This window comes from Tissierella sp. QWL-11 (assembly GCF_058683765.1).
Map to the genome: position 1 here is coordinate 71,698 of NZ_CM178750.1, position 25,729 is coordinate 97,426.

The 25,729-nt window shown below is 29.8% G+C and carries 23 protein-coding genes; 2 read left to right on the forward strand and 21 right to left on the reverse strand.

Going from position 1 to position 25,729, the window contains the following annotated elements:
• Window positions 1–153: 153 nt before the first annotated feature.
• From AC4PG3_RS00395 to AC4PG3_RS00405, 3 genes are all read right to left on the reverse strand, one after another.
• Window positions 154–1,389 carry an L-cysteine desulfidase family protein gene (locus AC4PG3_RS00395; RefSeq protein ID WP_492197114.1) on the reverse strand — a complete coding sequence of 412 codons (1,236 nt, stop codon included), beginning with the start codon at window positions 1,387–1,389 and terminating at the stop codon, window positions 154–156.
• Between the two features lie 230 nt (window positions 1,390–1,619).
• Window positions 1,620–1,757, reverse strand: coding sequence for a helix-turn-helix domain-containing protein (locus AC4PG3_RS00400; protein ID WP_492197115.1), 138 nt, complete (start codon window positions 1,755–1,757; stop codon window positions 1,620–1,622).
• A gap of 11 nt (window positions 1,758–1,768) precedes the next feature.
• Window positions 1,769–3,412: a sigma-54 interaction domain-containing protein gene (locus tag AC4PG3_RS00405; protein WP_492197116.1), complete on the reverse strand. Its 1,644-nt coding sequence runs from the start codon at window positions 3,410–3,412 to the stop codon at window positions 1,769–1,771.
• 99 nt (window positions 3,413–3,511) lie between these two features.
• On the opposite strand from AC4PG3_RS00405, the gene AC4PG3_RS00410 reads away from it, so the two are divergent.
• On the forward strand, window positions 3,512–3,685 hold the full coding sequence (locus AC4PG3_RS00410) for a DUF4372 domain-containing protein (RefSeq protein WP_492197117.1): 174 nt from the start codon (window positions 3,512–3,514) through the stop codon (window positions 3,683–3,685).
• Window positions 3,686–3,794: 109 nt separating this feature from the next.
• Window positions 3,795–4,826, forward strand: a complete 1,032-nt coding sequence (locus AC4PG3_RS00415; RefSeq protein WP_492197118.1) for a potassium channel family protein — start codon at window positions 3,795–3,797, stop codon at window positions 4,824–4,826.
• A gap of 152 nt (window positions 4,827–4,978) precedes the next feature.
• Here the strand turns inward: AC4PG3_RS00415 and AC4PG3_RS00420 are convergent, their stop codons facing one another.
• The 18 genes from AC4PG3_RS00420 to AC4PG3_RS00505 all read right to left on the reverse strand — a co-directional run bounded on the left by AC4PG3_RS00420 (window position 4,979) and on the right by AC4PG3_RS00505 (window position 25,658).
• On the reverse strand, window positions 4,979–5,800 hold the full coding sequence (locus AC4PG3_RS00420) for a ZIP family metal transporter (protein ID WP_492197119.1): 822 nt from the start codon (window positions 5,798–5,800) through the stop codon (window positions 4,979–4,981).
• 140 nt (window positions 5,801–5,940) lie between these two features.
• Complete coding sequence (gene nadE / locus AC4PG3_RS00425; RefSeq protein WP_492197120.1) at window positions 5,941–6,741, reverse strand: NAD(+) synthase; 801 nt, start codon at window positions 6,739–6,741, stop codon at window positions 5,941–5,943.
• A 4-nt stretch (window positions 6,742–6,745) separates the two neighbouring features.
• Entirely contained in the window at window positions 6,746–7,300 is a 555-nt protein-coding gene (locus AC4PG3_RS00430; RefSeq protein ID WP_492197121.1) for a cysteine hydrolase family protein, read from the reverse strand.
• Window positions 7,301–7,421: 121 nt separating this feature from the next.
• Window positions 7,422–8,780, reverse strand: a complete 1,359-nt coding sequence (locus AC4PG3_RS00435) for an MATE family efflux transporter (protein WP_492197122.1) — start codon at window positions 8,778–8,780, stop codon at window positions 7,422–7,424.
• Window positions 8,781–9,012: 232 nt separating this feature from the next.
• Complete coding sequence (gene tlp, locus AC4PG3_RS00440) at window positions 9,013–9,246, reverse strand: small acid-soluble spore protein Tlp (protein ID WP_492197123.1); 234 nt, start codon at window positions 9,244–9,246, stop codon at window positions 9,013–9,015.
• 109 nt (window positions 9,247–9,355) lie between these two features.
• Window positions 9,356–9,871 (reverse strand): thiol peroxidase, encoded by a 516-nt coding sequence (gene tpx / locus AC4PG3_RS00445; RefSeq protein ID WP_492197124.1) that lies wholly within the window; start codon window positions 9,869–9,871, stop codon window positions 9,356–9,358.
• A 113-nt stretch (window positions 9,872–9,984) separates the two neighbouring features.
• Window positions 9,985–10,440, reverse strand: a complete 456-nt coding sequence (locus AC4PG3_RS00450) for a CBS domain-containing protein (protein ID WP_492197125.1) — start codon at window positions 10,438–10,440, stop codon at window positions 9,985–9,987.
• Window positions 10,441–10,613: 173 nt separating this feature from the next.
• A complete protein-coding gene (locus AC4PG3_RS00455; protein ID WP_492197126.1) occupies window positions 10,614–15,740 on the reverse strand; it encodes a hypothetical protein in 5,127 nt (1,708 codons plus the stop codon).
• Window positions 15,741–15,892: 152 nt separating this feature from the next.
• Window positions 15,893–17,446 carry an S-layer homology domain-containing protein gene (locus AC4PG3_RS00460; RefSeq protein ID WP_492197127.1) on the reverse strand — a complete coding sequence of 518 codons (1,554 nt, stop codon included), beginning with the start codon at window positions 17,444–17,446 and terminating at the stop codon, window positions 15,893–15,895.
• Window positions 17,447–17,992: 546 nt separating this feature from the next.
• Entirely contained in the window at window positions 17,993–18,970 is a 978-nt protein-coding gene (locus AC4PG3_RS00465) for an ABC transporter permease (protein WP_492197128.1), read from the reverse strand.
• 13 nt (window positions 18,971–18,983) lie between these two features.
• Window positions 18,984–19,721, reverse strand: a complete 738-nt coding sequence (locus AC4PG3_RS00470; RefSeq protein WP_492197129.1) for an ABC transporter permease — start codon at window positions 19,719–19,721, stop codon at window positions 18,984–18,986.
• A gap of 9 nt (window positions 19,722–19,730) precedes the next feature.
• Window positions 19,731–20,663: an ABC transporter ATP-binding protein gene (locus AC4PG3_RS00475; protein WP_492197130.1), complete on the reverse strand. Its 933-nt coding sequence runs from the start codon at window positions 20,661–20,663 to the stop codon at window positions 19,731–19,733.
• Between the two features lie 118 nt (window positions 20,664–20,781).
• Window positions 20,782–21,597, reverse strand: a complete 816-nt coding sequence (locus tag AC4PG3_RS00480; RefSeq protein ID WP_492197131.1) for a MerR family transcriptional regulator — start codon at window positions 21,595–21,597, stop codon at window positions 20,782–20,784.
• A 177-nt stretch (window positions 21,598–21,774) separates the two neighbouring features.
• Window positions 21,775–21,981 carry a hypothetical protein gene (locus tag AC4PG3_RS00485; protein WP_492197132.1) on the reverse strand — a complete coding sequence of 69 codons (207 nt, stop codon included), beginning with the start codon at window positions 21,979–21,981 and terminating at the stop codon, window positions 21,775–21,777.
• Between the two features lie 68 nt (window positions 21,982–22,049).
• Window positions 22,050–22,811 (reverse strand): N-acetyltransferase, encoded by a 762-nt coding sequence (locus tag AC4PG3_RS00490; protein ID WP_492197133.1) that lies wholly within the window; start codon window positions 22,809–22,811, stop codon window positions 22,050–22,052.
• Between the two features lie 240 nt (window positions 22,812–23,051).
• The gene (gene rlmH, locus AC4PG3_RS00495) at window positions 23,052–23,531 is read right to left on the reverse strand and encodes a 23S rRNA (pseudouridine(1915)-N(3))-methyltransferase RlmH (RefSeq protein ID WP_492197134.1); all 480 of its coding nucleotides are present in this window, start codon (window positions 23,529–23,531) and stop codon (window positions 23,052–23,054) included.
• A 76-nt stretch (window positions 23,532–23,607) separates the two neighbouring features.
• Window positions 23,608–24,744, reverse strand: coding sequence for a serine protease HtrA (gene htrA / locus AC4PG3_RS00500; RefSeq protein ID WP_492197135.1), 1,137 nt, complete (start codon window positions 24,742–24,744; stop codon window positions 23,608–23,610).
• 119 nt (window positions 24,745–24,863) lie between these two features.
• On the reverse strand, window positions 24,864–25,658 hold the full coding sequence (locus AC4PG3_RS00505; protein WP_492197136.1) for an MBL fold metallo-hydrolase: 795 nt from the start codon (window positions 25,656–25,658) through the stop codon (window positions 24,864–24,866).
• Between the last annotated feature and the right edge of the window lie 71 nt (window positions 25,659–25,729).

Genomic DNA, 25,729 nt, shown 5'->3' on the forward strand with positions numbered 1-25,729 from the left:
AATACCGACTGCTACAGATTATTTTCGACATAGATGGGTGTCCAGAGGGGTTAGGGGCCCCATGTCAATAGGAGCGTGGAATAAATGCGATTCTTCTAAATACTAATAGTGACATTTTCATTGAATAAAGCTTTATACTTTTAGGTGACATTTTCACTGACTATTGACAGTCTCTTCAACTCCTGGATTGATAATACCATCTAGATTATTGATAACTACATTTGCCATTGCAAGTTTTGCCTGAATAATAGCCTCTGATGCTGCTGTAGAAAGTTTAAATGCACATCCTCCTTTTGCTCCATCACATACCATTCCTGCAAGAGTCCCTACCATATTCTTGATAGCTCCTCCTATCTGCTCATTAGTTCCTCCTAGAGCCCAAGTTACTGATGCTGATGCACCTATACCAGCTGCTACTGCACATCCACATACTGGTGATAATCCACCTGTAAATATTTTTATATAAGCTGTAGTTAAGTGACTAAATGCCAATGTCCTAGCTAATTTTTCATCATCACATTCCATATGTTCACATATGACAGCAGGTGGAATAATAGCTGTGATACCGTGATTACCACTACCCGCACTACTCATAACTGGCATATTTATCCCTGCCATTCTAGCATCACAGGCAGCAGAAGTAAGTATTCTAGCTTCATTTATAACATCTTTTTGCATTATACCATCAGACATCAATTGATTCATTGCAGCACCTAATCCAGGTCCTGGTTTTTCTTCAAGTCCCACTTTTGCAATATTCATATTTAACTTGACACCTTCAAGTAAAAATTTAATATCTTCATATGGAATACCTTCTACGAAATCCCTAATATCCTGTAATGTAATATCCTTTAGATAATCATTATTTATAGATCCTGATTTTTGAGATTCTTCCTTTTCAAATAGTACTTTGCCATTCGCCTCAACATATACAATATTTATATGAGTGTTCTTAATTATACAAAGTCCTTTACCATTATCCGTACTAATCTCTGCTCCAATATAAAAGTTTCCCTTTGTTTCCTCTAACTCTACACTGATTTTATTTTCTTTTACCAATACCTCTGCTTTTGAAATAGCCTCATCATTTACAGGTCTAAATACTTCAAATCCTAAATTAGGATCACCACAGGTAACTCCTAGTGCTGCCGCAAATATCAAGCCTATTTCCTTAGTGCCTGGAATTCCAACACCCATTCCATTTTTATAAATATTTGGACTTACCTTTACCTTTATGCTTTCTACCTCACCTTTTATCGCTTCATAGGCCTTAGCTACAGATAAACCAACTGCTACGGGTTCTGTACAACCTAAAGCTGGTTTTACACCTTTGATAAGAGTTTCTAATAATTTTTCAGAATAATTGATTTCCATACTGCCACTTACCATCTTTACACTTCTCTCCTTTCTCCATAATGTCTAATTTATTATGCTAATTATTATATATAGCAATTTCCATGCCAAGTTTTATAGTTTTAGTTATTTTTTAATTTAGTAATTTTAATTTCCCAATTTCTACTCTTTTCTTAATATAGATATAAATAAAAAAAGATATAATATGTTTTTAAAAACATATTATATCTTTTCATAAATTAAAATCTCACTTCCGTTTATGAAAATTATTTTTCATAATCGTTAATTTTCCTATATAAAGTAGTAAGTCCAATATTTAATTTTTCTGCAACTACCTTTTTCCCCTCCATTGTATTTCCATATCTATCAATCAAGTCATTGATAATGCTTTTTTCAAACTCCATTTTTAGTTCTTCTAAACTTTATTTTTTTCAATAGAAGTAAAATTATCATCAACAATGTTTTTTTCTTTGATATTTAAATTTAAACCTCCCTTAAGAAAGTATTTGGGTAGATCTCCTACCTCAATATATCTATCTTTAGAAAAACATACCCCATGTTCTAAGATATTTTCAAGTTCTCGTATATTTCCAGGCCAATCATAATTTCTAAATAAAATCTTTACTTCATGTGATAAAGTCTTTTTCTCTTTATTCATCCTATCACAAAGGTTTTTAAGAATATATTCTGAACATAAAAATATATCTTCTTCTCTATCTTTTAAGGATGGAAGTTCTATGGGAATAATATTTAATCTATAGAATAAGTCCAATCTAAATTTATTTTCATTTATTAGCTTTATAAGGTCTTTATTAGTAGCAGATATGACTCTGATATTTACATCTATAGAATTTTCTCCACCTAATCTATCAATACTTCTTTCCTGTAAGACTCTTAGAAGCCTAGTCTGTAAATATAGTGGCAAATCCCCTATTTCGTCTAAGAATAGGGTCCCATTATGAGATAATTCTATCTTGCCTTTTTTCCCATTAGGATTTGCTCCAGTAAAAGCTCCCTTTTCATATCCAAACAACTCCGATTCTATAAGGTTTTCTGGTATGCTTGCACAATTTATAGGAACAAATGGACCGTCCTTTCTATAACTCTCATTATGTATAGACCTGGCAAATAACTCCTTCCCTGTACCACTATCTCCCTGCATCAATATAGTGGAGTCAGTATTTGCTGCTATTTTTGATTTATTTATCGCCTTCAAAATAGAATTGCTATTCCCCACAATATTTGAAAAATATATTTTTCCCTTGTTTTCATATGTCTTGGCAATATTTATAATATCTTTCATAATATCAAAACTTATCACAGATGATGATTCATTATCACCTATTATTATATTATCGATATTATATATTACTCTCATATCCTTCCCATGTATACTCCAACAACCAACTACATCATCATTTCCCGTATCTTGTAATTTTATATTTTCTATAAATTTCCTTATATCCTTTTCTACAATTTTCTGTTCAGAAATATTTATATTCAATGCCTGTAGCGCCTTACTATTTATATGTATAATTTGATTATCTGAATTTAATATTATAATTCCTTTATTTAAGCAATTTATGATTTCGTTGACTTCAGCAATATTTCTTTTAAATTTATTGGTAATAGTTATGTTTAGTATCTCTCGTTCTACCATAGCTGCTGTTTGTTTCAACATATTATAATATTCATCTTTTTTAATCCTCATCATATTAGCCTGTCTATCATCAAAGGAGGCAAAGCTTATGACTCCTATTATATTTCCATTTACCTTGATAGCATGAGACATATTGGCAAACTCAGGGCAATCCTTGGAATTAGAACAATCTATGCAATTTTCATTTTTGTTTAAATTTATTATTGGACTTCCAGATTCTACCACCTTTGCAAATAGAGAATCCTCTGCACAGCTTTCTTCTAATCTCATATGAAAATTTCCAGTACCTACAATTCTAGTAAGATTTTTATCTGCAATAGCTACTTCTATATTTAGGACAGATGCTACAGTCTCTGCTAAATTCTGCATCTTATCTCTAATCAATCTTAAATAAGACATAATATCACCCTTTCACTCCTTACATCATTTTGTTGAAATTTTTTACTTAACATATTTCATTTATATAAATAATAATAAAATATTTTTTAATAAAATAATATGGTAATTATTGGTAATGTTTTAAACAGGCTTGTTGGAAAGTATACTACAGACTACAAAACACAGCACTTTGACACTTCTTCACATTTACTTGTAATGTTCTTCTTTGAATTAAAGAGCTTGAATAGTTTGAGAAAATTTCAAACTAATTCACTGGATAAATATTCATATTAAGGCATATTAGTACAGTAGTAATTCAGCTTTTAAAATTGCATAATTTAATTTATTTACTATATCATCTTTTTTTGATACAATTATTTAAAATATAAATACGAGGTAAATCATGAAATCAAAAGACAAATTAACCCCTATAATTGGGATTTTGATCACTCTTATATTCACAGGCACTATAGGCTATAAATATTTACTTGATTTAAGCTTTGTAGATGCTTTATATATGACAGTAATAACCATCTCTACAGTTGGATATCAAGAAGTAGGTGTCATGGACACTGAAGCTAAGTTTTTTTCAATGTTTATCATATTTTTAAGCCTAGGAACTGTAGGATATTTATTTACTAGTATAGTATCCTCATTTTTAGAAGGAGATCTTAAAAAAGCTTGGAGGAGAAGAAAAATGGAGTCAAAAATAGAGGATTTAAAGGATCATTATATTTTATGTGGTGCAGGGGAGACAGGGACAAATGCAATAAAACAATTTCAAAGAAGTAAAGTTCCCTTTATTGTGATAGAAAGTGATGAGAATAAAGTGAGCGATTTAATGGATCAAAAGATATTTGCAATCCATGGTGATGCTACATTGGAATATACATTGAATAAGGCGAGAATTCAATATGCTAAGGGACTTATATCTTCCCTAAAAAAAGATGCTGATAATGTATACACTGTTTTAACTGCTCGTGAAATGAATAAAGACCTTTATATAGTATCTAGAGCTGTAGAAAAAAATGCAAGTGAAAAGTTAAAAAGAGCAGGTGCAAATAATACTATATCTCCTAATGAAATAGGTGGAAGTAGAATGGCATCTCTTATGCTTAGACCTACAGTTATATCTTTTCTTGATGTAGTAACTCATGCAGGGGATGTGATTCTAGACCTAGAAGATGTAGTTATTGAAAAAGAAGCTGAAATATCAGGTCAAACTTTAAAAGATGTAAAAATTCCTGAAAAAACTGGGCTTATAGTTTTAGCAATCAAAAAAAATGGAACTTCAGATCTTGTGTTTAATCCTAACTCTAACGAAATACTAAATATAGGGGACACTCTTATAGTACTTGGCCGTGAAGATCAGGTGTTAAATCTTAGAAAACTTGCAAAGGACTCTGGTAATAGAAGTTTAGAACATAGAATATGAAAATCACTAAATAGAAATTAAAACTAAAAAAATGATAAGTAGATTCTAGAATCTATTTATCATTTTTTAGTTCTTCCCAATTTAAATCATCTATATAAGCCTTTATAAAGGCTGTTGTATTTTAAAAAATCACCAATAAATCTTTTCTTATTTTATCCTAAGGCTACATCTAAGATCATCATTACTGTAAACCCTGCTAGAACTCCAAGGGTTGCAATATCCGAATGTCCTCCCTCTTCTATTTCCTTACCTTCTGGTATTAGTTCCTCTACTACTACATATATCATGGCACCTGCTGCAAAGGTAAGGGCATATGGAAGTATAGGGCGCATAGATGTAACTGCTAAAGCTCCTATAACTCCTGATATTGGCTCAACTACTCCTGAAGCCTGACCATATAAAAATGCTTTCTTTCTAGAAAATCCTTCTCTTCTTAATGGAACTGAAACTGCCGCTCCCTCTGGGAAGTTTTGAAGTCCTATACCTACTGCTAAGGCTATTGCTCCCCCTATAGTTGCCGATGGAAGACCATAAGCTACAGCCCCAAAAGCTACACCTACAGCTAATCCCTCTGGAATATTGTGTAGAGTGATGGCCAATACTAAAAGTACACTTCTCTGCCAACTAGTCTTTATCCCTTCAGCTTGCGATGTCTTCATACCTCTATGTAAATGAGGTAATAGTTTATCAACTGCAAATAAAAATAATCCGCCTCCTAAAAATCCTATGGCAGCAGTTAGCCAAGGAGTTTGACCTAATTCCTCTGCCATCTCAATTCCTGGAGCTAAAAGTGACCAAAAACTTGCAGCAATCATAACTCCTGCCGCAAACCCAAGCATTCCATTTAGAACATCTTTATTTATCTTTTTAAAGAAAAATACTAAACTAGCCCCAAGAGCTGTCACACCCCATGTAAACATAGTCCCTATAAAAGCTTGTGTAACAGGTGTAAACTGGGATAACCAATTTATCATAAATTTCACCTCCTATAGCTATTGATAAACTCATCATACCCAAGAAAAACCATATCTAATCTACAATCAAATTCAAAAATAGATTTCTCCATTTCAAATGACAAGAGGGTTTATCCCAGCCTATGGAGAGATACCTTAGTCTACTTATGTTTATATATATTATACTCATCCTCTGCTTTAATTGACAATTTTGGATTAAACATAGGTATAGGTAAAAATTTAAAACGACTATATCTATTCATCTTATCAATCTTCTTCTTTATATCTTCATCTTCTATTATTCCTTCTCTTATATATCTATTTAATACCTCATAGGAAAATCCAAAGACATCTTCATCTGTTTTCCCTGTAAGTCCATCACTAGGATCTTTAAATATAAACTTATCTGGAATACCTAAAAACTCACCTATTTCAACTACCTCATCACTTGTAAGCATGCCCAAGGGAGAAAAAGCCCCTGCAGTATCTCCATATATAGTGGCATAACCTATCCAGTCCTCAGAAATATTACTAGTATTTATCACTCTGGCATCATCTATTGACTGGCTTATGGCATATAAAAGGGTCATTCTCACTCTAGGAGGTGTATTTAACTTAGTTTGCATAGATATTTCTCCTAATAAACTTTTATCTATACCTTCTAATGAATTACTAAAAGCAGATGTTATTCCTTCTATATTTACTGTGACACAATTTATATCTAAAAATTCACATATCTCTTTAGAATAAGATATATCTTTTTGTACTCCATCAGGCATAAGAACTCCTATAACATTTTCGCCTCCAAGGGCTTCTTTACATAAAGCTGCTACAACTGAACTATCTTTACCTCCAGAAATCCCTATTACTGCCTTTTTACCTCCAGAACTTTCCATACTCATCTTTATCCATTCTAAAAGTCCTTCTGTTATCTTCTCTAGTTTTTCTCTTTCTAATTTCATCTATTTACCTCCTAATTTTCATTCCCAACTTTTCCATAACTTCTAATGCTCTTTCGTGATCCTCTTTATCTCTACTCATACATAAATTAGCATCTATTATAATCTGTGCATCTGGAAAAGCACTCTGCATAGAGATTGCATTTGCTAAAACACATATATGAGTTTCTACCCCTACAAATTCTATCTCTCTAATTTTATTTTCTCCACTATTAAGCTTCTTTTGTATACTTAAAACTCCATCTGGTGAAAGTGCATAATAGCTCTTTTTAAGACATTCAGAGTTTAATACATAAGGCTGCAAAACTTGAAATAAGCTAGATCCCCACTTCTCTTTTGAGTCTGCTACTTTTTCTTTTTTTTCTATATTTTTTAAATTATGATCCCTTGTCTTAAACTTTTCAGTATATATATCTAGGGTATAAAAGATTTTGGATTCCCTTTGCTCATAATCTTTAATCTTTTCTATAATCCCTGGAACTAAATCTTGTGACCCCTGTATATAGGTTTCTTTTGCCTTAGAGTCTAAATAATTATTTTGCATATCTATTATAAAAAGCATAATATCTCCTCATTAGATAATTTATAGTCAAATTATATTATACCCAATTTTGTAGGATTTGTATAAGCTTTTAGATCAAAGGATAGAAAAAGGATGACACTATTTCAGGTGTCATCCTTTTTTAAATTTTATTTTCTATGTTTAAAGTCTTTTTATAAAATATGCTAAAAGATATGGTAGTTACTATTGCAGCAACTATATCTGCAATAGGTTCTGCAAGTAATACTGCAAATAATTTGTCTTCTATAAAATTAGGAAGTATAAAGATTAATGGTATAAGTAAGACTACCTTTCTAAGTAAAGCTAATATAAGTGATATCTTAGCTCTACCTAAAGCTAAAAAAGTGTGCTGACAGGCCATCTGTGCTCCAAACAAAAGTATACCTGCAAAATATATCTTTATACTCCAAGTAGCTATTTCCATAAGAGCAGGATCATTGTTAAATATAGATACAAACATTTCTGGAACTGTCATAAGTAGCAACCACATAATAGAAGTATATGAAATTGCAATTATAAAGAGTAGTTTGAACGTATGTTTTACCCTGTCTAAATTTTTAGCTCCATAATTGTAACTTATAATAGGTTGAGCTCCTTGAGTAAGGCCAACTACTGGAAGTAAGATAATCTGCATAATACTGCTCATTATAGTCATTGCCCCTACTGCCAAATCTCCTCCATAAAGCATAAGCATATTGTTTAACGAAATTAGTACCAAACTCTCTGTAGCCTGCATAATAAATGGAGATATTCCAAGAGTTATGGTATTTTTTACAATACTCCATTTAGGAACTAAATATTTTTTTCTTATCTTTAGTTTACTATGCTCTCCAAATAAAAATTTAAGTACCCATATAGCAGAAGCTGACTGAGCTATTATAGTTGCAAGTGCTGCTCCTTTCACTCCCATGTCTAAAGCAAATATAAATATAGGATCTAAAACTATATTTATAATAGCCCCTATCATTACAGTCATCATACCTATTCTAGCAAAGCCTTGTGTATTTATAAAAGGATTCATCCCTAGAGCCATTTGAACAGATATAGTCCCAAGTATGTAAATTGTTAAGTAATCTAAGGAATATCCAATAGTGTTTTCACTTCCACCAAATAATAATAAAATCTGCTCTTTAAATATCAATACAAAAGAAGTTATTACAATAGATAATAAGATTAAAATTGAAAAGCTATTACTAAGTATATGCTCTGCAGCATCATTATCATCTTCCCCCATTTTAATAGCAGCTAAAGGGGCTCCTCCCATTCCTACAAGTGCACTAAAGGCAGACACTATAATGATAATGGGAAAAGCAACTCCTACACCTGCCATTGCAATTTCTCCATTTGCCATTCTACCTATGTATATTCTATCGATTATATTGTAAAGTAAGTTTACCAGCTGAGCTATAATAGCTGGAAGAGATAATTTTAATAATAAAGAACTTACTTTACCTTCCCCTAAATTTGTATTTCTTTGCATAAATCTCCCTTACCTTTCTAATTTTTTATAAAATTTACCCACATAGATAAAAATAAAAAAGTATTATCTATGTGAGTATCCAGTAGTATATCATAAACTAGGAAATTTGTCTCAAATATTCCTTTATACTTATGTTTTCCCATAAGAATTGATCTAGCCACTTGAATTTTTTATATTATTAATATAGATAAAAAGATAAGAACCTTTCAATTTGAAAGATTCTTATCTTTTATTATTTCAGCCTATTTTCTTTTGCTGATGCCTCATCTTTTATTTCTTCTTTCATTCCACTTAGAGATTCTAGTCTTCTCTTGTTTTTTTCAATTAAATCTTGTTTAGCTTTTTCATCATCTGTTTTTTCAATCATTTCTTTTGTTTCATTATAATTTTTAATTGTATTATCAATATTGAATTGTATTTTATCTACATTGTCACTTCTATCATCTGGTTTTGGCTTGTTAGACATTTAAATTCTCCTTCTATTAATATTTTTACCATATTAATATTTTGCTTATTAAAATCTTTATTATCCTAGTAAAAAATTAATAAAAAGGATTTTATATGAATTTTTATTTTTAAACTAATTTTTTAGCTTCTTCTAGAGCTTTATCATAATCAGGATGTTGTGTAACTTCTTTTACATATTCAACATATCTAACAGTATTGTCCTTATCAAGAATTACTATCCCTCTGGATAAAAGCCTTACTTCCTCTAGCACAAATCCATATTTCATTCCAAAGTCCAAATCTCTATGATCAGATAAAGTTATAAGCTTATCTATATTTTTTACTTCACAAAATCTTTTTTGGGCGAAGGGCAAATCTACAGATATCGTTAGAATTTCTACATCTTTTAAATTAGAAGCTTCTTCATTAAATCTAGTTGTCTGAAATTCACACACTCCTGTATCTAAAGATGGTACTACTGATATAATCTTCACCTTATCTCCAGCATCTCTTAGTGAATACTCACTTAAATCTTCTTTTAATGCTATAAAATCTTTTGCCTTATCTCCTACTTTTACTTCATCACCTATTAAAGTTAAAGGGTTTCCACCCATAGTTACTAAATCTTTTCTTTTTTGTATCATAAAAAATCTCCTCCTGATAAAATAAATACCCTATTTTAAGATATTTATTCTTATAATAGGGTTTATAAAACTATGAATTTTTCCTATCATTGAAAGCATTTTAATATTTAAGATTACTCATTATCAAATAAGTAGTTCATAATATCCTTTCTTGAAACAATTCCTACAAGATTCCCTTCTTCATCAACAACTGGAAGCCTTTTGAACTTTTTGCTGACTAAAAGAGTGGCTGCATCTTCTATTTCTTTATCTGGACTAATAGTAATTACATCTTCGGTCATAATATCTTTTACTATATATGACATAGACTTTTTTAACCTATCCATAAACTTATTTGGACTCTCAAGATATATCATACCTCCAAGCAAACCATAAAATTCTGGAGGTTTTATATTAGCAGCTCTCCTTATGAGATCTCCTTCAGTAACTATTCCTGTAACTTTACCTTTGTCCCCTAAAACTGGTAATCCACTCAAATTATGAGTATTAATCAATTTTACACATTTTTCAACTGTATCTTCTTCCCTTACTGTTATAACATCTTTATTCATAATATCTTTAATATACATAGGAATCTCTCCTTTACTAAGATTATATTATCTATAATGGGATTCTAAAGATAAAACAATATAATTTATAAAATCTCATCTCTTTTATAATCCATATTATGAATAATATACCCTGTAGTAATGACTTTGACTCAAAGGCTTTAAAATAGTTTTTATGCTATAAAACTTGAATGCTATTTCTTTTTGGGAAGATTTATAGTAGGACTCTTTTTCTTTAGTTCCTTTGTTTTTCCCCATTTGGGCTGGTTAACTTCTGTAAATCTATTTTTGGATGAACGTGGAGTTGTGTGTATTTTATTTATATTTGAATCTCCACCTGATTTACTACTATCTGTTTTTTTATCCTCTGATTTATCCGTAGAATCTCCTCCACTTTTGCCTTCTAATATATCTAATCTTGTATTTAAATCATTTATTTTGAGTTCAGTTTCTGGTCCATCATTTCTTATCATTTTTATTCTTAGTCTAGCTGACCTAATATAACTTTCTAGCTCATCTGATCCCTTTTTAGCTTCTGCTTTTTTTACTGCTTCTTCTGCATTTTTAATACGCTCTTCATTTAGTATGCCATCTTTTTCTGCTTTATACATGGATTTTATCTCATTTATAAATCCCGTAAGTGTATCTTTGGCAGACTTGTTTTTATCACTAATCCATCCAATTCCCATTTCTGCTGAAAAGATAGCTTTATCTAACTCTTCTTGTAGTTCTATAACATTTTCTTCTCTTACTGCCTTAGAAAGGAGATCTGCTGCATGATTCACTGCTTCCACAGCTAAATCTATAAGTTCTTGATCATTATCTGATATTAATTTATCTTCTATAGCATCTATGGTATTTGATATAATTTTCTTTTCATCTGCATTGTCCTTATGGTTTATTCTAGCTATGGCTCTTCTAGCAGCGGCAATATCTAATCTAGCTTTAGATTTAGCTTCTTCATCTTTTCCCTGATTTACAGAATCTGAAGCCAGAGTAGCTAATCTCACAGCTTCTTTTACATTTAATTTATCCTCTAATAGATAAAGATCATCTTTAGCTCCTTCTACTTCACGCAGAAGTTGATCTTTATCTCTGAGTCTTCTTACAGCAGCATCTGCAATCATGATTTGATTTCTAGCAGCTTCTATCAATTCATATACATCTTGTATGTCTTTTTCTTCGTCTTCTTGATTAGCTGTTATCATGACTATAGCCATATTAATTTCATCTAGTCGAGCAAAAACTCCAATTTCTTCGTCCATTTCTTCGTCGGTTTCTCCATATAGTGCTCTTTTAACAGCCTTTAAAGCTTTTGCCTGGTCTCCTGCTTCATTCTCTACAGATTTCTTTAATTCTTCTAGAATCTTTGTTAGAGTATCATAGGTGCCCTTAGCCAAAGTTTCTAAATCATCCACAGTAAATTGAGCCTTTATAATATCCGATTCCACTCTACTTTCGATTGCTTTTTGAACCAAGTCTGTAGCTTCTTCAACTTTTTTAGATATATCCAATTTATTTCTTAACTCTGCTATTCTTCCACCTAAATTTTCAATAATATCTGAATACATATCACTCACTTTATTTAAAGCTATTTCTGAATCTTTCACACTTTTTTCAGTAACATAAGCTTCCGCCCTAGCTACTGCTAATTTAGCATCTTTTGCTGTTTGGATAGCATCTATATCTTTTTGTAAATCTGCTCTAATGGTTTTATCAGTAACCTTCTCTACAAGTCTTTTAGCTTCTAAGATATCCGTATCTTTAGGGTCACTATCGAATTTCATTTGTCCTCGTATAAAATCCACTTTATCTTGAGCAGCTTTTACTTTGATATTTTCATCTTGAAAGTGCTTATTTATAGCTGCAATTCTAGCATCTATATTTTCTATTATCCCATTTTCCTCTTTATATATATTTTGGTCAGCTTCTTCTATTTTCCCCACTATTTCTTTAAGTCTATCAGCTTCAGCTTCCGCAGCATATATATTTACTTGATTAGTTGCTTTTTCCGCACTTTGCAACACTTTAATAGTTGATACATAACTTTCTAAAGCCCTAATTCTATTATTTAGTTTTATTCTTTCTTCACCTTTGTTATTACTAATCAGTTCTACTAATTTTACGGCAGTAGAAATATCTTTGGATAGTGACTTGTTATTGAACTTTGCGCTAACTTCTGCAGTTTTTACTGCAACATTAGCCATTTCAACTTCTAAATTTTCTAATCTATCCATTAATTCTTTTCTTTTTTCCTCATCCTTTACTAAATCTACCGCTTTTTTAGCTGTTTTAATATCTTTTGCTTGATTTGTATCTTCTGCTTTTGTTACTGCTACATTAGCCTTATCTAGAAGTTCAGCAGCTTCTTTTTCCCCTAGCTTAGTTTTTAAATTTAACACTCTATTATCAAGATTTTGTTCACTATCACCTGATATATGAATCCTATATTCATGATTTAAACTAGATACTATTTTTTCTATAGCTTTAACATCTTTGAGTGTAAGCTTTCCGTTTTGTAGTTTGTTTTCTACATCTAATACCATTTGTTTAGCTTTTATCACATCATTTAATTCTTTAATTATAGCTTGAAGATTCTTTTTGTCATCTCCATTTACAAGTTCTTTTACCTTTTCTTCAGCAGTACTTACTAATTCTATATTTACAGTTATTTTATGCTCATTAGGTTGTCCTGTTAAACTTTCTTTAGCTTTTTTCACTGCATCTTCAGCTTCTTCCAATGCCTTTATACCTTCTTTTATTTTATCTTCTTCTTTTTTTTGAGATATAATATCTTTTAGTTTGTTTTCCAATTGTTTTCTTATTTTACTATCTTTAATTTCTTGAATAGCTTCTTCAGCAGCTATAATTGCTAAATCTTTTTCATTTTCCAGAGCAAATTCTGCTTCTTTTATTTTATCAATAGCTGTTCTTGCATTACTAGCTACTTCCAATCTACTTTCATATTTTGTTATTATGCTATCTATATCAAGTTCTTTTTCTTTTATTAATTTTATGGCAGAACGAGCTTCACCAATAGCAGGATCTAACTTCTTCCTATTCTCATCTGTCTCTTCTTCAAAATATTTATCTAGACTATTCTCCAATCTATTCATCAAATCTATTGCTAATATTCGACTATTCAAATCCTCTATACCTACTGCTGCCTCACTAGTAGCAAATAATTCAACTGCCGCTTTAGCTAAAACAACATCTCTATCCTTCATGCTTTTTTCTGCTTTCTCTACAGCTTTTATAGCATCGGACTCTAAACTTAATGCAGCTATTTTTTCTTCTACAGTTTTTAATCTATCATTTAGTTTTCCTATAATGCCTAAATCATCATCCCTAATTTCCCAATAATCCTTATCTAATTTATCCTTAGTCTTTTCAATGGTACTTATAGCTGATTTCACATTTGTCATTTTTAAAGGCTCTGAAGTTTCAGCCTTATCTACTGCCTTTATGGCACTTATTACTAACTCTATTTCTTTTATTCTATCTTCTTGATTATCTCTAATATGTTTATCTTGAATTTTTTCCACTTGTACTTCAGCTGTTTCTAAATCATTTTCAAAGTTTTGAATACTAAGTGATAATGACTCACTATCACTTAGGTTTAATGATATAATGCTAGATTTTATCTTATCTACTAATTCTATTGTATCTACTGTACCCCTTACAATATTAAGTCTATCTTCCAGTTCCTCTTTTATTGTACCTGTTCCAAGGCTATTTATTGAAGTTTCAGCCTGGCCAATTAACTCATCTATATTTGTTATTCCATTATCTTTTAAACTTTTTTCAACTTTTTCAACTAATATACTAGCTTCAACTATTTCTATTCTATTTCTTAGATTTAATTTCATATCTCCATCTTCAAGCTTTTCTATTAAGTCTTTTGCTTCATTAATATCTATTTCTAATTTAGTCTTCTCTGCTTTCTCAACTTTTATCATTACTTCCAATATATAAATTTTGTTTTCTAATTTTATTTTTAAATTTATTATATTGGGATCTTCAATTTTTTCCTTAGCCTTGTTAATATCTATTTCTAATTTTGTCTTACTTGCTTTTTCTATTGCCTCTATTGCAATTCTAAAAGCATCCATCTTTTCTACATTGTTTCCATCTGCATCCATTTCTACTGCTTCTTCAGCAATTAAAATATCCTCTATTTCTAAAGTTTCTTCTGCTTTTTTTATTGCCTCATCAATTATATCTTTTTTTCTACTATCTATTTTTTCTGATAAAGCTTCTATCGTTTTTTCTAAACCCACAAATTTATCTTCTAAAGATTCTTCTATATCCTCAGATCTAATTTTTAAAACATGTTTTTTTACTCTATAATTTTCTAGTTTCCCATCTATTTCTTTGAACTCATTCTTAACTTCTATTACATTTCCCATTGTTATTTCTTTGTCTTTAAAAACTTTATCAACTTCACTTGATGTATTTTTAGCGTCTTTTTCTATTAACTCTATTTCATATTGAATTTGTAATTTCTCTGCTTGATCTCCATCATATTTTTCAGTAGCAAAACCTTGATTTTCAACATCATACTCATTGCCATCCTTACAAATTTTGTCTTCATGCTTGCCTATATCCCAATTTCCGTCCTGTAGATTTATTAAGAAATTTTTATATCCTACATGATACCATTTACCTTGAACCTTTACTAGATTCCACTTATATGATTCTCCAGTCTTGTTAGCAATATCATTTTCATAACCAAGTTCTGTCATCATCTTAGCAAAAAGAAATGTATGGGCATTTATTCTATTTGAAAATAACTCCTTAATTGTTTCATGGCCTTCACCATCAACATCGCTTAATACTTTGTGTATATAATCATATGCTGTTTTTATTTTTTCATAGTCAGTAACTTTTTTTCTAATGTTAATATATTCTTTATCAAACTCTTTACTTAAAACATCAAATCCACTATTATCAATATTATATTCTATATTGTATTTTATACTTTTTTCATCTACACTAATCTGGGGTTCTATACCATCTACGTTTTTTATATTTAATTCTCCAAGATGCTTAGGTATACTCTTTATTACTCCTTTAAATTCTTCTTTTATCTTAAGTCGAATAGGGTATTCTCTATTAAAAATTTCACCTTCCTCAAAGTTTCTAAAATCAATATTTATATTTTCTACTTGGTTTTTAATATTCTCTTCAATTTTAGTTCTATACTCATCCCAACTATTTACAGTTACAGTCTTCTCTGCTGCAAAAGCTGCCACAGGCATTAACATAATAAATGCTAATAGCAAAATTGCTCCTCTAGCAAGTGTTTTTTTATTAACCAAATCAATAACCTCCCTAAAACATTCCTTATACTTATGTTATCGGTTAATTTATATGTTTTTTAAGTTTTCCCACAAAAAAGCTTGTATATTAATATAAATTCACCTAAAGAAACCCTCTAAAAATAATTTAATATTCTTAGAGGGCTTGTTTTCTATTTAATTTTTGTGATTAAAGCTGCTATTTCTGCTCTTGTTATATTATCTTTTGGTCTAAATGTTCCATCTGAATATCCTGATATTATCTCCAGATCTATAAGGTCTATAATATCTCTTACATATATTGATTTCCATATATCATACATATAATTTTTTTTGTCAGTATTGTATGGTGTATCTAGTATAAAAACATTGTTTATTAAAAATGCTACCTCATCTCTATTTATTAGCCTATCCATGTCTACATAATCAAATTTACGTAGCTTATTAGCTGGTATTCTATCCAATATAGACTTGGATTCTATATATCCCCATGTATTTTCCCTAATAGTTGTGACCACATCCCCAACCACTGGCTTTGCATTTTCTGGGTTTTCAGCTATTTCTCTGCTTAGTATGGTCATAAATTCCTTAACTGTAATATTCCCACCGGGGTCGAAGGTTTCATCAGGATAGCCTGATAATATTCCTTTGGATACCAAAGAACTTATATCCTTACTTGCCCAATGTGTTTTATCTACATCTGTAAATTTTTTATTTTTCGACTTTGTTTTTTCTTGTCTCATTATATAAAAATCTTGCTGTGAATCATCTTCAAAATTTAAAACACTTAGTTTGTATGTTTTGTTCAACTCTAAACTTATTTTATCATTCATACCTACTGTTTTACCAGTTTCTTCGTTATATACCAGCATATAGGTAGTATCTATTTTGCTTTTTTTTGTATTGGTTTCATCCTCATTTCTAAAATAATCTGCAACTTTTATCTTATCCTTATATACTATATATGGACTAAAATTACTTGGACTATGTCTATTTTCTGTATTTCTCCAATTTGGCCTTATTACTACATATGCTATCTCTTCAAAAGTCTTATCCATCTTATGTGTCATTGTAATTTTAAAAACACCATATTTATTGAGTTTGATATTTCCATCTTTATCAATAGACAAGCCACGGGCTTTAAATTTTATGTTGTTTTTATTATATTTATAGTAGTTATCTTTTATAATATTGTCATATAAACTAAAAGCGTCTACAACCTTTCCATATTCTAACTCAAGAATATCTTTAAATCCTTTAAATCTATTTACCATAGATTGTCTATTTTTAGATAACCTTTCCATGACAAATTCGGGAATATACTCTGTAAGAGGTGCATTATCTTCTTTAATTGAAAACTTATATGTACTTTCATTTCCAGCATAATCCTCAATAGTTATAAAAATATCGGAAGGTATATCAACGTCTATTTCATAAATCCTTATTCTATCGTCATCATCATCATATTCATATTCATAATCATTTATATGGATTTCATAGGTTTTAGATTCTTTACCAATTCTATATATTATAGGTTTTCTGGCTAATCTTTCATCATCAAATATTCTTAATTTTAGAACCTCATCTTCTATATAAGCATATTTAATTACAGGATTTGTTGTGTCAGAGTCCGATGCTATCACTGTTTTTTCAAAAGATATAATTCCTAGTAATATAGTTATTGCAAGGGACATAATTAAAATCTTTTTGTTTCTTATCTTCTTCATTCTATTTCTCCTCTCATTATTCTATCTATTATTATTTAATGTTCAAAATCAAATATATTTTGATGAGATTTGTAAAATTGTATATAAAAAATTAAAACAAAATTAAATAAATCCTAGATATAGTTTATATGTATTTCCTTTTGAAATCAATAGCATATCTGAAAAATATCTAGTATATGGCCTCTAGATAATCCCCAATATTTCTTTTTTTAAAATTCTTTTACATTACTATTATCATCTTCCATAGTTTAAAATAATATTTCACCTTCTTTAGGTCTTACTATTTTATTATAGATTATTCGTCACTAAAATCCTCTAAATGACATGCCTTTTGCTTTGTTGATATTCTATTTTATAGTATAGCTTGCCCTACTTATGGTACGGTTCATAGTATCATATGATTTTTAAAATTAGTATTTATCTGTAATAACACCAATTGATGATACATTTATATATATTTGATTAATGTAATTTTTTCTCATATAGAGGCTTTCACTTATATAACAAATCTATAAATAAAATGTATAGACTTTATTTTAAAATTTTTCATCCTACAAAATCTCCATTTTCATATTGTCTTTTACCTAAAATTGCACTTATAGAAATAAAAATTAAAATAGCACAGACAATAAATAATAAGTCTCCCTTATTAAAATTATTAGATAAATCTATTAATCTTTTTTGAGGAATAATATCTCTAATAAATCCAATAACCTTATTAGTGTCTTTAAAATTTATTATGCATCCTCCTAAAAGAGAAGTTATGACAACAATTATAGAACCACCCATTGTTGCTGATGTTCTATCTTTAAAAATTGTTGATATAAACATTCCAAAACTACTACTCAATATTCCAACTAATAATAATAGTAAAGTGAGTAATGAATAGCTTATATCTAAATTAACGTTTAATACTTTTAATATAAAAACTGTCAATACTGTAGTTGGTATACTCAATATTACTAGGGAATACAGCATTTGACCTGCAATATATTGAAAATAAGATATTTTCCCACTTAGTACTCTTGTATAGGTTCCATTTTCCCTATCAGCTAAGAAAAAGTCCATAACCATTGTAATAGATCCGATAAATGAAAACATTATTAAAAATCCTATTACTTTTCCCTGTACTGTATCATTATCCTCCTCAATATCATAAACTTCACCTTTTAAGTTTGCTTCTAAAGCCTTTCGTATATCTGATTTTCCATGAGAAATTACAACAGGTTCATTACCTATAAAATTTATTTCTGCTAAATAAACCCCATTTATAAGTTTAGTTTTACTTAAAGATTTTTCTAGAAACTCTATGTTAATATTTTCATTCATAGAATCCTTAATAATTTCTTGTTCTTCTGGAGCAGCACCTACAACAGCTATCTTTCCATTTATACTATCAATACCACTAAAATATACTCCCAAGTAAATTATGATTGGCATTACTATAACAGACATTACTATCATCTCTTTTTCTCTTGTCAATCTATATAAATTGTTTTTTATTACTAATAATATATTTCTCATATAATTTTCTCCTTTACAAATATTTCTCCAACTTAAATGTTCTAGAGGTTAATCTAACAAGAATTATGCCAAGAATAATGTTAATTCCTATTGCTATAAAAAGAATAAAATTATTATTATCATACATACTATTTAAAAGTCCATCCATCAACCATTTTACTGGTGATATTTTTGATATCATAGCCGGTACTTCACCTAAAGCCTCTAAAGAAAAGAAAGCTCCTCCAAGTATACATAAAACTGCTTGCACAATATTAAACACTAAATTTACCACCCCGACATGGTCTATTGTTGTGCATAGAAGCATTCCCAAAGCATTTGACATAAAACATAGAGCTATAAACGAAATGTAAATTAAAATTCCATTTTCACTATAATTCACTCCAAAGAACACATCAAAAATTAACATGGTTACTCCAGCTGCAACAGATGAATATATTGTTCCACTTATTACTTGAGATAAATATATTTCTAACTTATTGATTGGAGCAAACATAATTCTTACATTGCCTTGCTTTATATTATTGTCAAGAAAATTATAGGAACTAATAATCCCTGCACCTGTAAATATAAAAATCATCATTCCAATTGAATAATATTCATAAGAGGAGACCCCTCCTCCAAAGTTACTTTGAGTTAAATAACCTATAATTGCTGTTAATAATACTGGATAAATAAAATAGGTCATAAACATAACTGGTTTTTTCCATATTAAATTAAGTTGAAATTTTATCATATTTACTATATTCATCTCACTCACCTAATCCCTTAAGCTTCTGCCTGTTAAATTTAGAAACACAGCTTCTAAATTTTGCTCTTGAGTAACAATGTTTTTTATTTTTACTTTTTCATTAATAAGCTTTAATATTATTTTATCTAAATTGTTAGAATCCTTTTTCGAGCTCACTATTAATAAATCACTTAACTCAACATTAATTATTCCTTCAACAGAATCAAATATGTTTTTTTCTATATTTTTTATTCCTTCTCCTGAAATTTTATAAACTATACTTTCTCCCATGCTTTTCTTTAATTCATCTAATGTTCCTTCTGCTATAATAAGTCCCTGATCCATAATAAGAACTCTGTCACATATTGATTCAACTTCTTCCATATAGTGAGTTGTGTATATAATAGTTGTTCCTATCTCTCTTAGTTTCTTAATAGATTCTAAAATATGATTTCTTGATTGTGTGTCAATCCCCACCGTAGGCTCATCTAAAATTAGAAGCTTTGGATTATGAGCTAATGCACAAGCTATATTTAATCTTCTTTTCATCCCCCCAGAGTAAGTCTTTGGTAAATCTTTAGCTCTATCTAACAGTCCTACCCTGTCTAATGACTCTTCTGATTTTCTTTTTAACTCATTTCCCTTTAATCCATAAAAACTCGCAAAGTATTTTACATTTTCAATGGCAGGTATATTTTCAAATATAGCTAAGCTTTGAGGTACTATTCCTAATGAAGATTTATAATCTAATTTATTCTCTATAATATCTTTATCCATAAACTCTATCATTCCATCAGTAGCCTTTAAAGCTGTTGAAAGAATGTTTATTGTTGTACTTTTCCCTGCTCCATTTGGTCCTAAAAGTCCTAAAATTTCCCCCTTATTAACTTCAAATGAAATCCCTTTAACTACATACTTATCATTATATTTTTTCTTTAAACTATTGACATTTAATATCTTCATAATTAAACCCTCCCCAGCAATTATCTATAATTTTTTATTATAATTCTACTTTAAGGGTAGGAGTAACACCTAAGTCAATAGTCTTTTTTAAAATAAAAAAAGTGGCAATTGCCACTTTCTAAGTTTCTAACTCTATTACTGGGACATACATTTCTAAATACTGAACACTTTCTCCGTCTTTATACCCATTAAATAATAAATTTATAAATGCAATTCCCATAGTTTCATATCCTAAATCCTTAGCTTCTTCCGTAATAGCAACTACCATATTGTCATCAATATTTTCTACTTTGTTAAAAATAGGTATTGCTACTACTGTATAAATACACTTTGAATAAGAAAACATTTCTCTTCTTTCATATATATCTTTTTGTAAGTTTTTATATAGAATATATCTTTCCTTTGTAATAGCTTGGTTATTAAAATAAACTATTCTCGATACTCCTGATAAATTCACTGCTCTTTTTATCCTAGTAGAATGATCATATTTTTCTAGTATTTCACTATATGTTTCATCCATCTCCTCTTTTTTTATTGTTATTTCACTTGTTACTAATATAGGCTTCATTTCTCTAATAGTAATTTTATTAAGATTTTCTTTTATAGTTTTACAAAACTCTTTTACATCTTCTATACGATTTAAAAGTAGTTTCTTATATTCTATTTCTTCATGAAGCTTTTTTTGTTTTTCATTTAATATAGATTCTATTGTATCTATACTATCATCTGCTTTAATCTCTTGTATCTTTTTAATTTCTATATCTATATCTCTATAGAAAGTAACTGTTAATATTTCATTAATATCAACTAAGTTGTATTTTCTATAACCATTTTCTTCATCTTGTTTTGGTTTAATTAAGTTCTTCTCTTCGTAAAATTTTAAAGCATCTCTTGATATCCCTAAAAACTTTGCTACTTCCCCCACTGTATACATTGTCAGCCCCCTAATATATTTAGCCTTTTCCATTATGATTTATCATGTATTATATCATATTCTATTTCTGCTTTAAATTAGACTTGTTTTAGGGTTATTTATGATATAGTTCACCGTTTCGCTATAACTGTGGTTTTTCAATCCTTACTTATATATAATAAAGCCCCTACTCTATTTTCATTTTGTAAGGGCATACTTTTTAGTTATTTTTTCTTTAGTTAATTTATAATACACAATCATTAATATTAACCCTAAAATACTCATCATTGAACACGTTATAAATGCCATCTCTAAGGAATAGTCAGCACTTTTTCCTATTATAATATTTCCTATAGAAGTTATTAAGCTTCCTGCCATAATTATGGCATCATAACCTATCCACACATTATTTCCAGTTTGAATTTGGAATAGTCATGTTTAACTCTCTCCTTTATATAATCTGCTCAATAAATTTATAAGACTTTGCTCGCAAGAATTTTTTCAAATTTCTTTTCTGACAATATCTCGTGGGTAACAAATTCGCCATTGTAAAACAAAGAGAATGTCGTAAATGGAGCAGGAGCATTTTGTGCCTGCTCTCTTGTAAGAATATGAACCGCTTGAAAATCTACACTTCTCTTTTTCGCTACTTCTTCAAGAAGCGGAACATACTTAGCTGTAAAAGGGCATTGGCTTGTATAGTATAACGTGAAGCCATTCTGTAAATCATTATGTTTTGTTTCTTTTAAGTGTTGTTTGAACTGTGGCTTTTCAGCATCATTGCTAAATGGTAGATACATCAGCTCAAAATATGAATTTGCGTTATCCACGGTTTCAAAACCTTTGTATTTCATATATTTAGGATCTGAAAGAAATCCCTTTTTCTTTTTTGAAGATAATATAACAAGTCCTTTTTTACCTTTTTCCTTGCTGTCTTTTATACATTCATCCAAAAGAACATTAGAATACCCTTGTCCTTTGAATTTCCCCGATACCCACAGACAGTCAATATACATATAACCGTCCGCTTCAATCGGTACCCAAGCATATTCAGCAGGGATATACTCAATAAAGCATTTTCCTCTAACATTAAACTTTAAAAAAACAAGTCCCTCGTCCAACCTTTCTTTCAACCAAGATTTTTTTGACATTACTTGACTATCTTTATTATTTGAAATAGCACAACAAATATGTTCCATTTCAAGATTCTCATGTGTTATCTTTACAAGTTCCACCGTAACCCCTCCTCTATAAATTACTAACAGTTAGTTTTACTACTATTAATTTACATTTTCTATGAATTAATTAGTAATTATTATATATAATTATATCTCATATAAATTATTTAATAAATTATTTAATAAATCATTCAAATAGAAAAATTCTTCTACTACATTAGAACTTATAGTAGAGAAACTTTATATTCTACATATTATCTCTTATTTTAAATTATCCAAATTTAGTACAAATGTCCATCACTTATGATAGGGTTCACCCTTCATTATTCTAAATCCTCTATACACCTGTTCAAGTAGTATTAACCTCATCATTTGATGAGGGAAGGTCATTTTTGAGAATGATAATTTAAAGTTTGATAGTTTACTTACTTCCTTAGAAAGTCCTAGGGATCCTCCTATTATAAAAGTGATATCATTTATCCCGTCTATCATTAAGTCCTCCATTTTTTCCGACAACTCTTCCGAGTTTATTTGCTTCCCGTTTATTTCCAGGGAAATAACAAAGGAATTTTGGGGAATCTTGGAAATGATTTTTTCTCCTTCTTTTTGTTTTACATTTTCCATTTCCTTTTCTGACAGATTTTCAGGAGCTTTTTCATCGTTTACTTCTATTATCTCAAGTTTTGCATATCTTGAAAGTCGTTTTGAAAACTCATTTATTCCTTCTTTTATGTATTTTTCTTTTATTTTTCCTACTGCTATGACTTTTATATTCATAAAAAACCTCACTTTTATTGTAATTATATTAAAAAAAGTGAACAAAGTTTCTCGCCCCCTTTGTTCACTTTTTTCATTATTTAAATTCTATTTCTACTTCCATATCTTTTCCATCTCTATTTACAGTGAGAATTGCCTTATCTCCCTGTTTATAATTATATAGAATTTTTCTAAGGCTTGCTACAGTATCTATTTCATTGTCATCTATTTTAGTTATTACATCCATTGCCCTTAGTCCTATTCTTTGTGCTGGAGAATTAGGAGTTACTTCAACTACTACTATTCCAGTCTCTGGAGACAAGTCTATACCAAGCTGTCTTTCTACTAACTCTACCTCTGCTGGTCTTATACCTATGGCTACATTTGTAAATTCACCTTTTTGTATCACTTCTTCTACTATTGGTTTAACAAGATTTATTGGAATTGCAAAGCCTAAACCTTCACCAGTTTGTACCTTAGCTGTGTTTATTCCTATGACTTCACCCTTATTATTTAAAAGAGGTCCTCCACTATTACCAGGATTTATAGAGGCATCTGTTTGGATAAGGTCATCTATTATATTGTATTGATCTATCCTAATTGACCTGTGAAGTCCACTTATTACTCCAGATGTAACAGTTCTTTGGAAATCTAGTCCTAGTGGATTTCCTATGGCAACTGCCAATTGTCCTACTTCTAGTTCATCTGAGTCTCCAAGCTCTGCTACATTCAAATTACTTGATTTTGCCTTTACAACTGCTAAATCTATAGCTGGATCAAACCATAGTACTTCTCCTTCTGTCTTATCTCCATTTTCAAATAATATATTTATTCTTTTAGCCTTACCATCACCTATTACATGGGAGTTGGTAAGTATATATCCATCATCATCTACTATTACACCAGAACCTACTCCCTCTACTTCTCTTTCCCATATGAAATCTCTTTGGACCTGTACTGTTGTGATACCAACTACAGAACTCATTGCCTTCTTAGCTACTGCTGTTACAGCTGTGATTTCATCCTTTGGAGTTATACTTATATTTTCCATATTCCCTCCACCACTTGTATTATATATATCTGGCAGGGGCATTACTTTTCCATATAGGTAATTTGGGGCAATATAAGCTGTAATTATTCCTCCTATAATTGCTCCTATAAGCGCTACTAAAAAATAAGATTTTCCATTTTTCTTTTGTGGTCTATTGTAGTTTTCATAATTATAATTATCCATATTTTTACCTCCTTATATTATAACAAGTAGAAAATTCTACATTAATGCTTATTATTATAAACTTATCTTTAATTAATCTCAAGAAAAGTTTCCTTTATAGTTTTAAATAGATAATTTTATTATATTGAAAATACTTCTGTTGCCCTATCCCTATGGGATAGTCCTAGATTTATATCTTTTAACACATCTATTCCCTTAGCTTTAAGGCTATCTGTTACAGTTTGCAAAGCAAGACAAGGCGCATTATTGTCTTGGCTTAAATGGCAAAGTAGTACTACTTCTCTTTCTTTAGTAAGTATATCACACAGCAATGTGGCTGCATCATCATTTGAAAGATGTCCCTTTGTGCTCATAATTCTCTGTTTTAAATAGTAGGGATAGCTTCCAAACTTTAACATCTCCACATCATGGTTTGACTCTAATAAGTATAAATCGCTTCCCTTAATCTTCTCTATCATTTCATTATTTACCCACCCTGTATCAGTTATAATACTTATTTTTTTATTTTTATAATGTATTGAATATCCTACAGGCTCTAGTGCATCATGAAATGTATGAAAAGGATGTATGTTTAAACCTTTAAACTCTAAATCCTCCCCTGTTGTAAATACCTTTGTATTTTCTTCCTTCAACTTACCTATAATTTTTTTCATCCCAATAAATGTATTCTCATTTGCATATATGGGTATATCATATCTTCTAGATAATACTCCTACTCCCTTAGAATGGTCTATGTGTTCGTGGGTTACAAATATTGCATCTATAGTTTCAGGTTTTACATCTATGGAGTTTAAAAGAGCTTCTACTCTTTTCCCACTAAAACCTGCATCTATTAATATTCTAGTTTTGTCAGTTTCTATATATTGACAATTTCCACTGCTGCCACTTGACAGTGAACAAAATTTAAACTTCATCTTTTCTTCTCTCCCTCTTAACTATATTATTATATCTCATTTTAATATAAAAAAAAAGGAGTATAAACTCC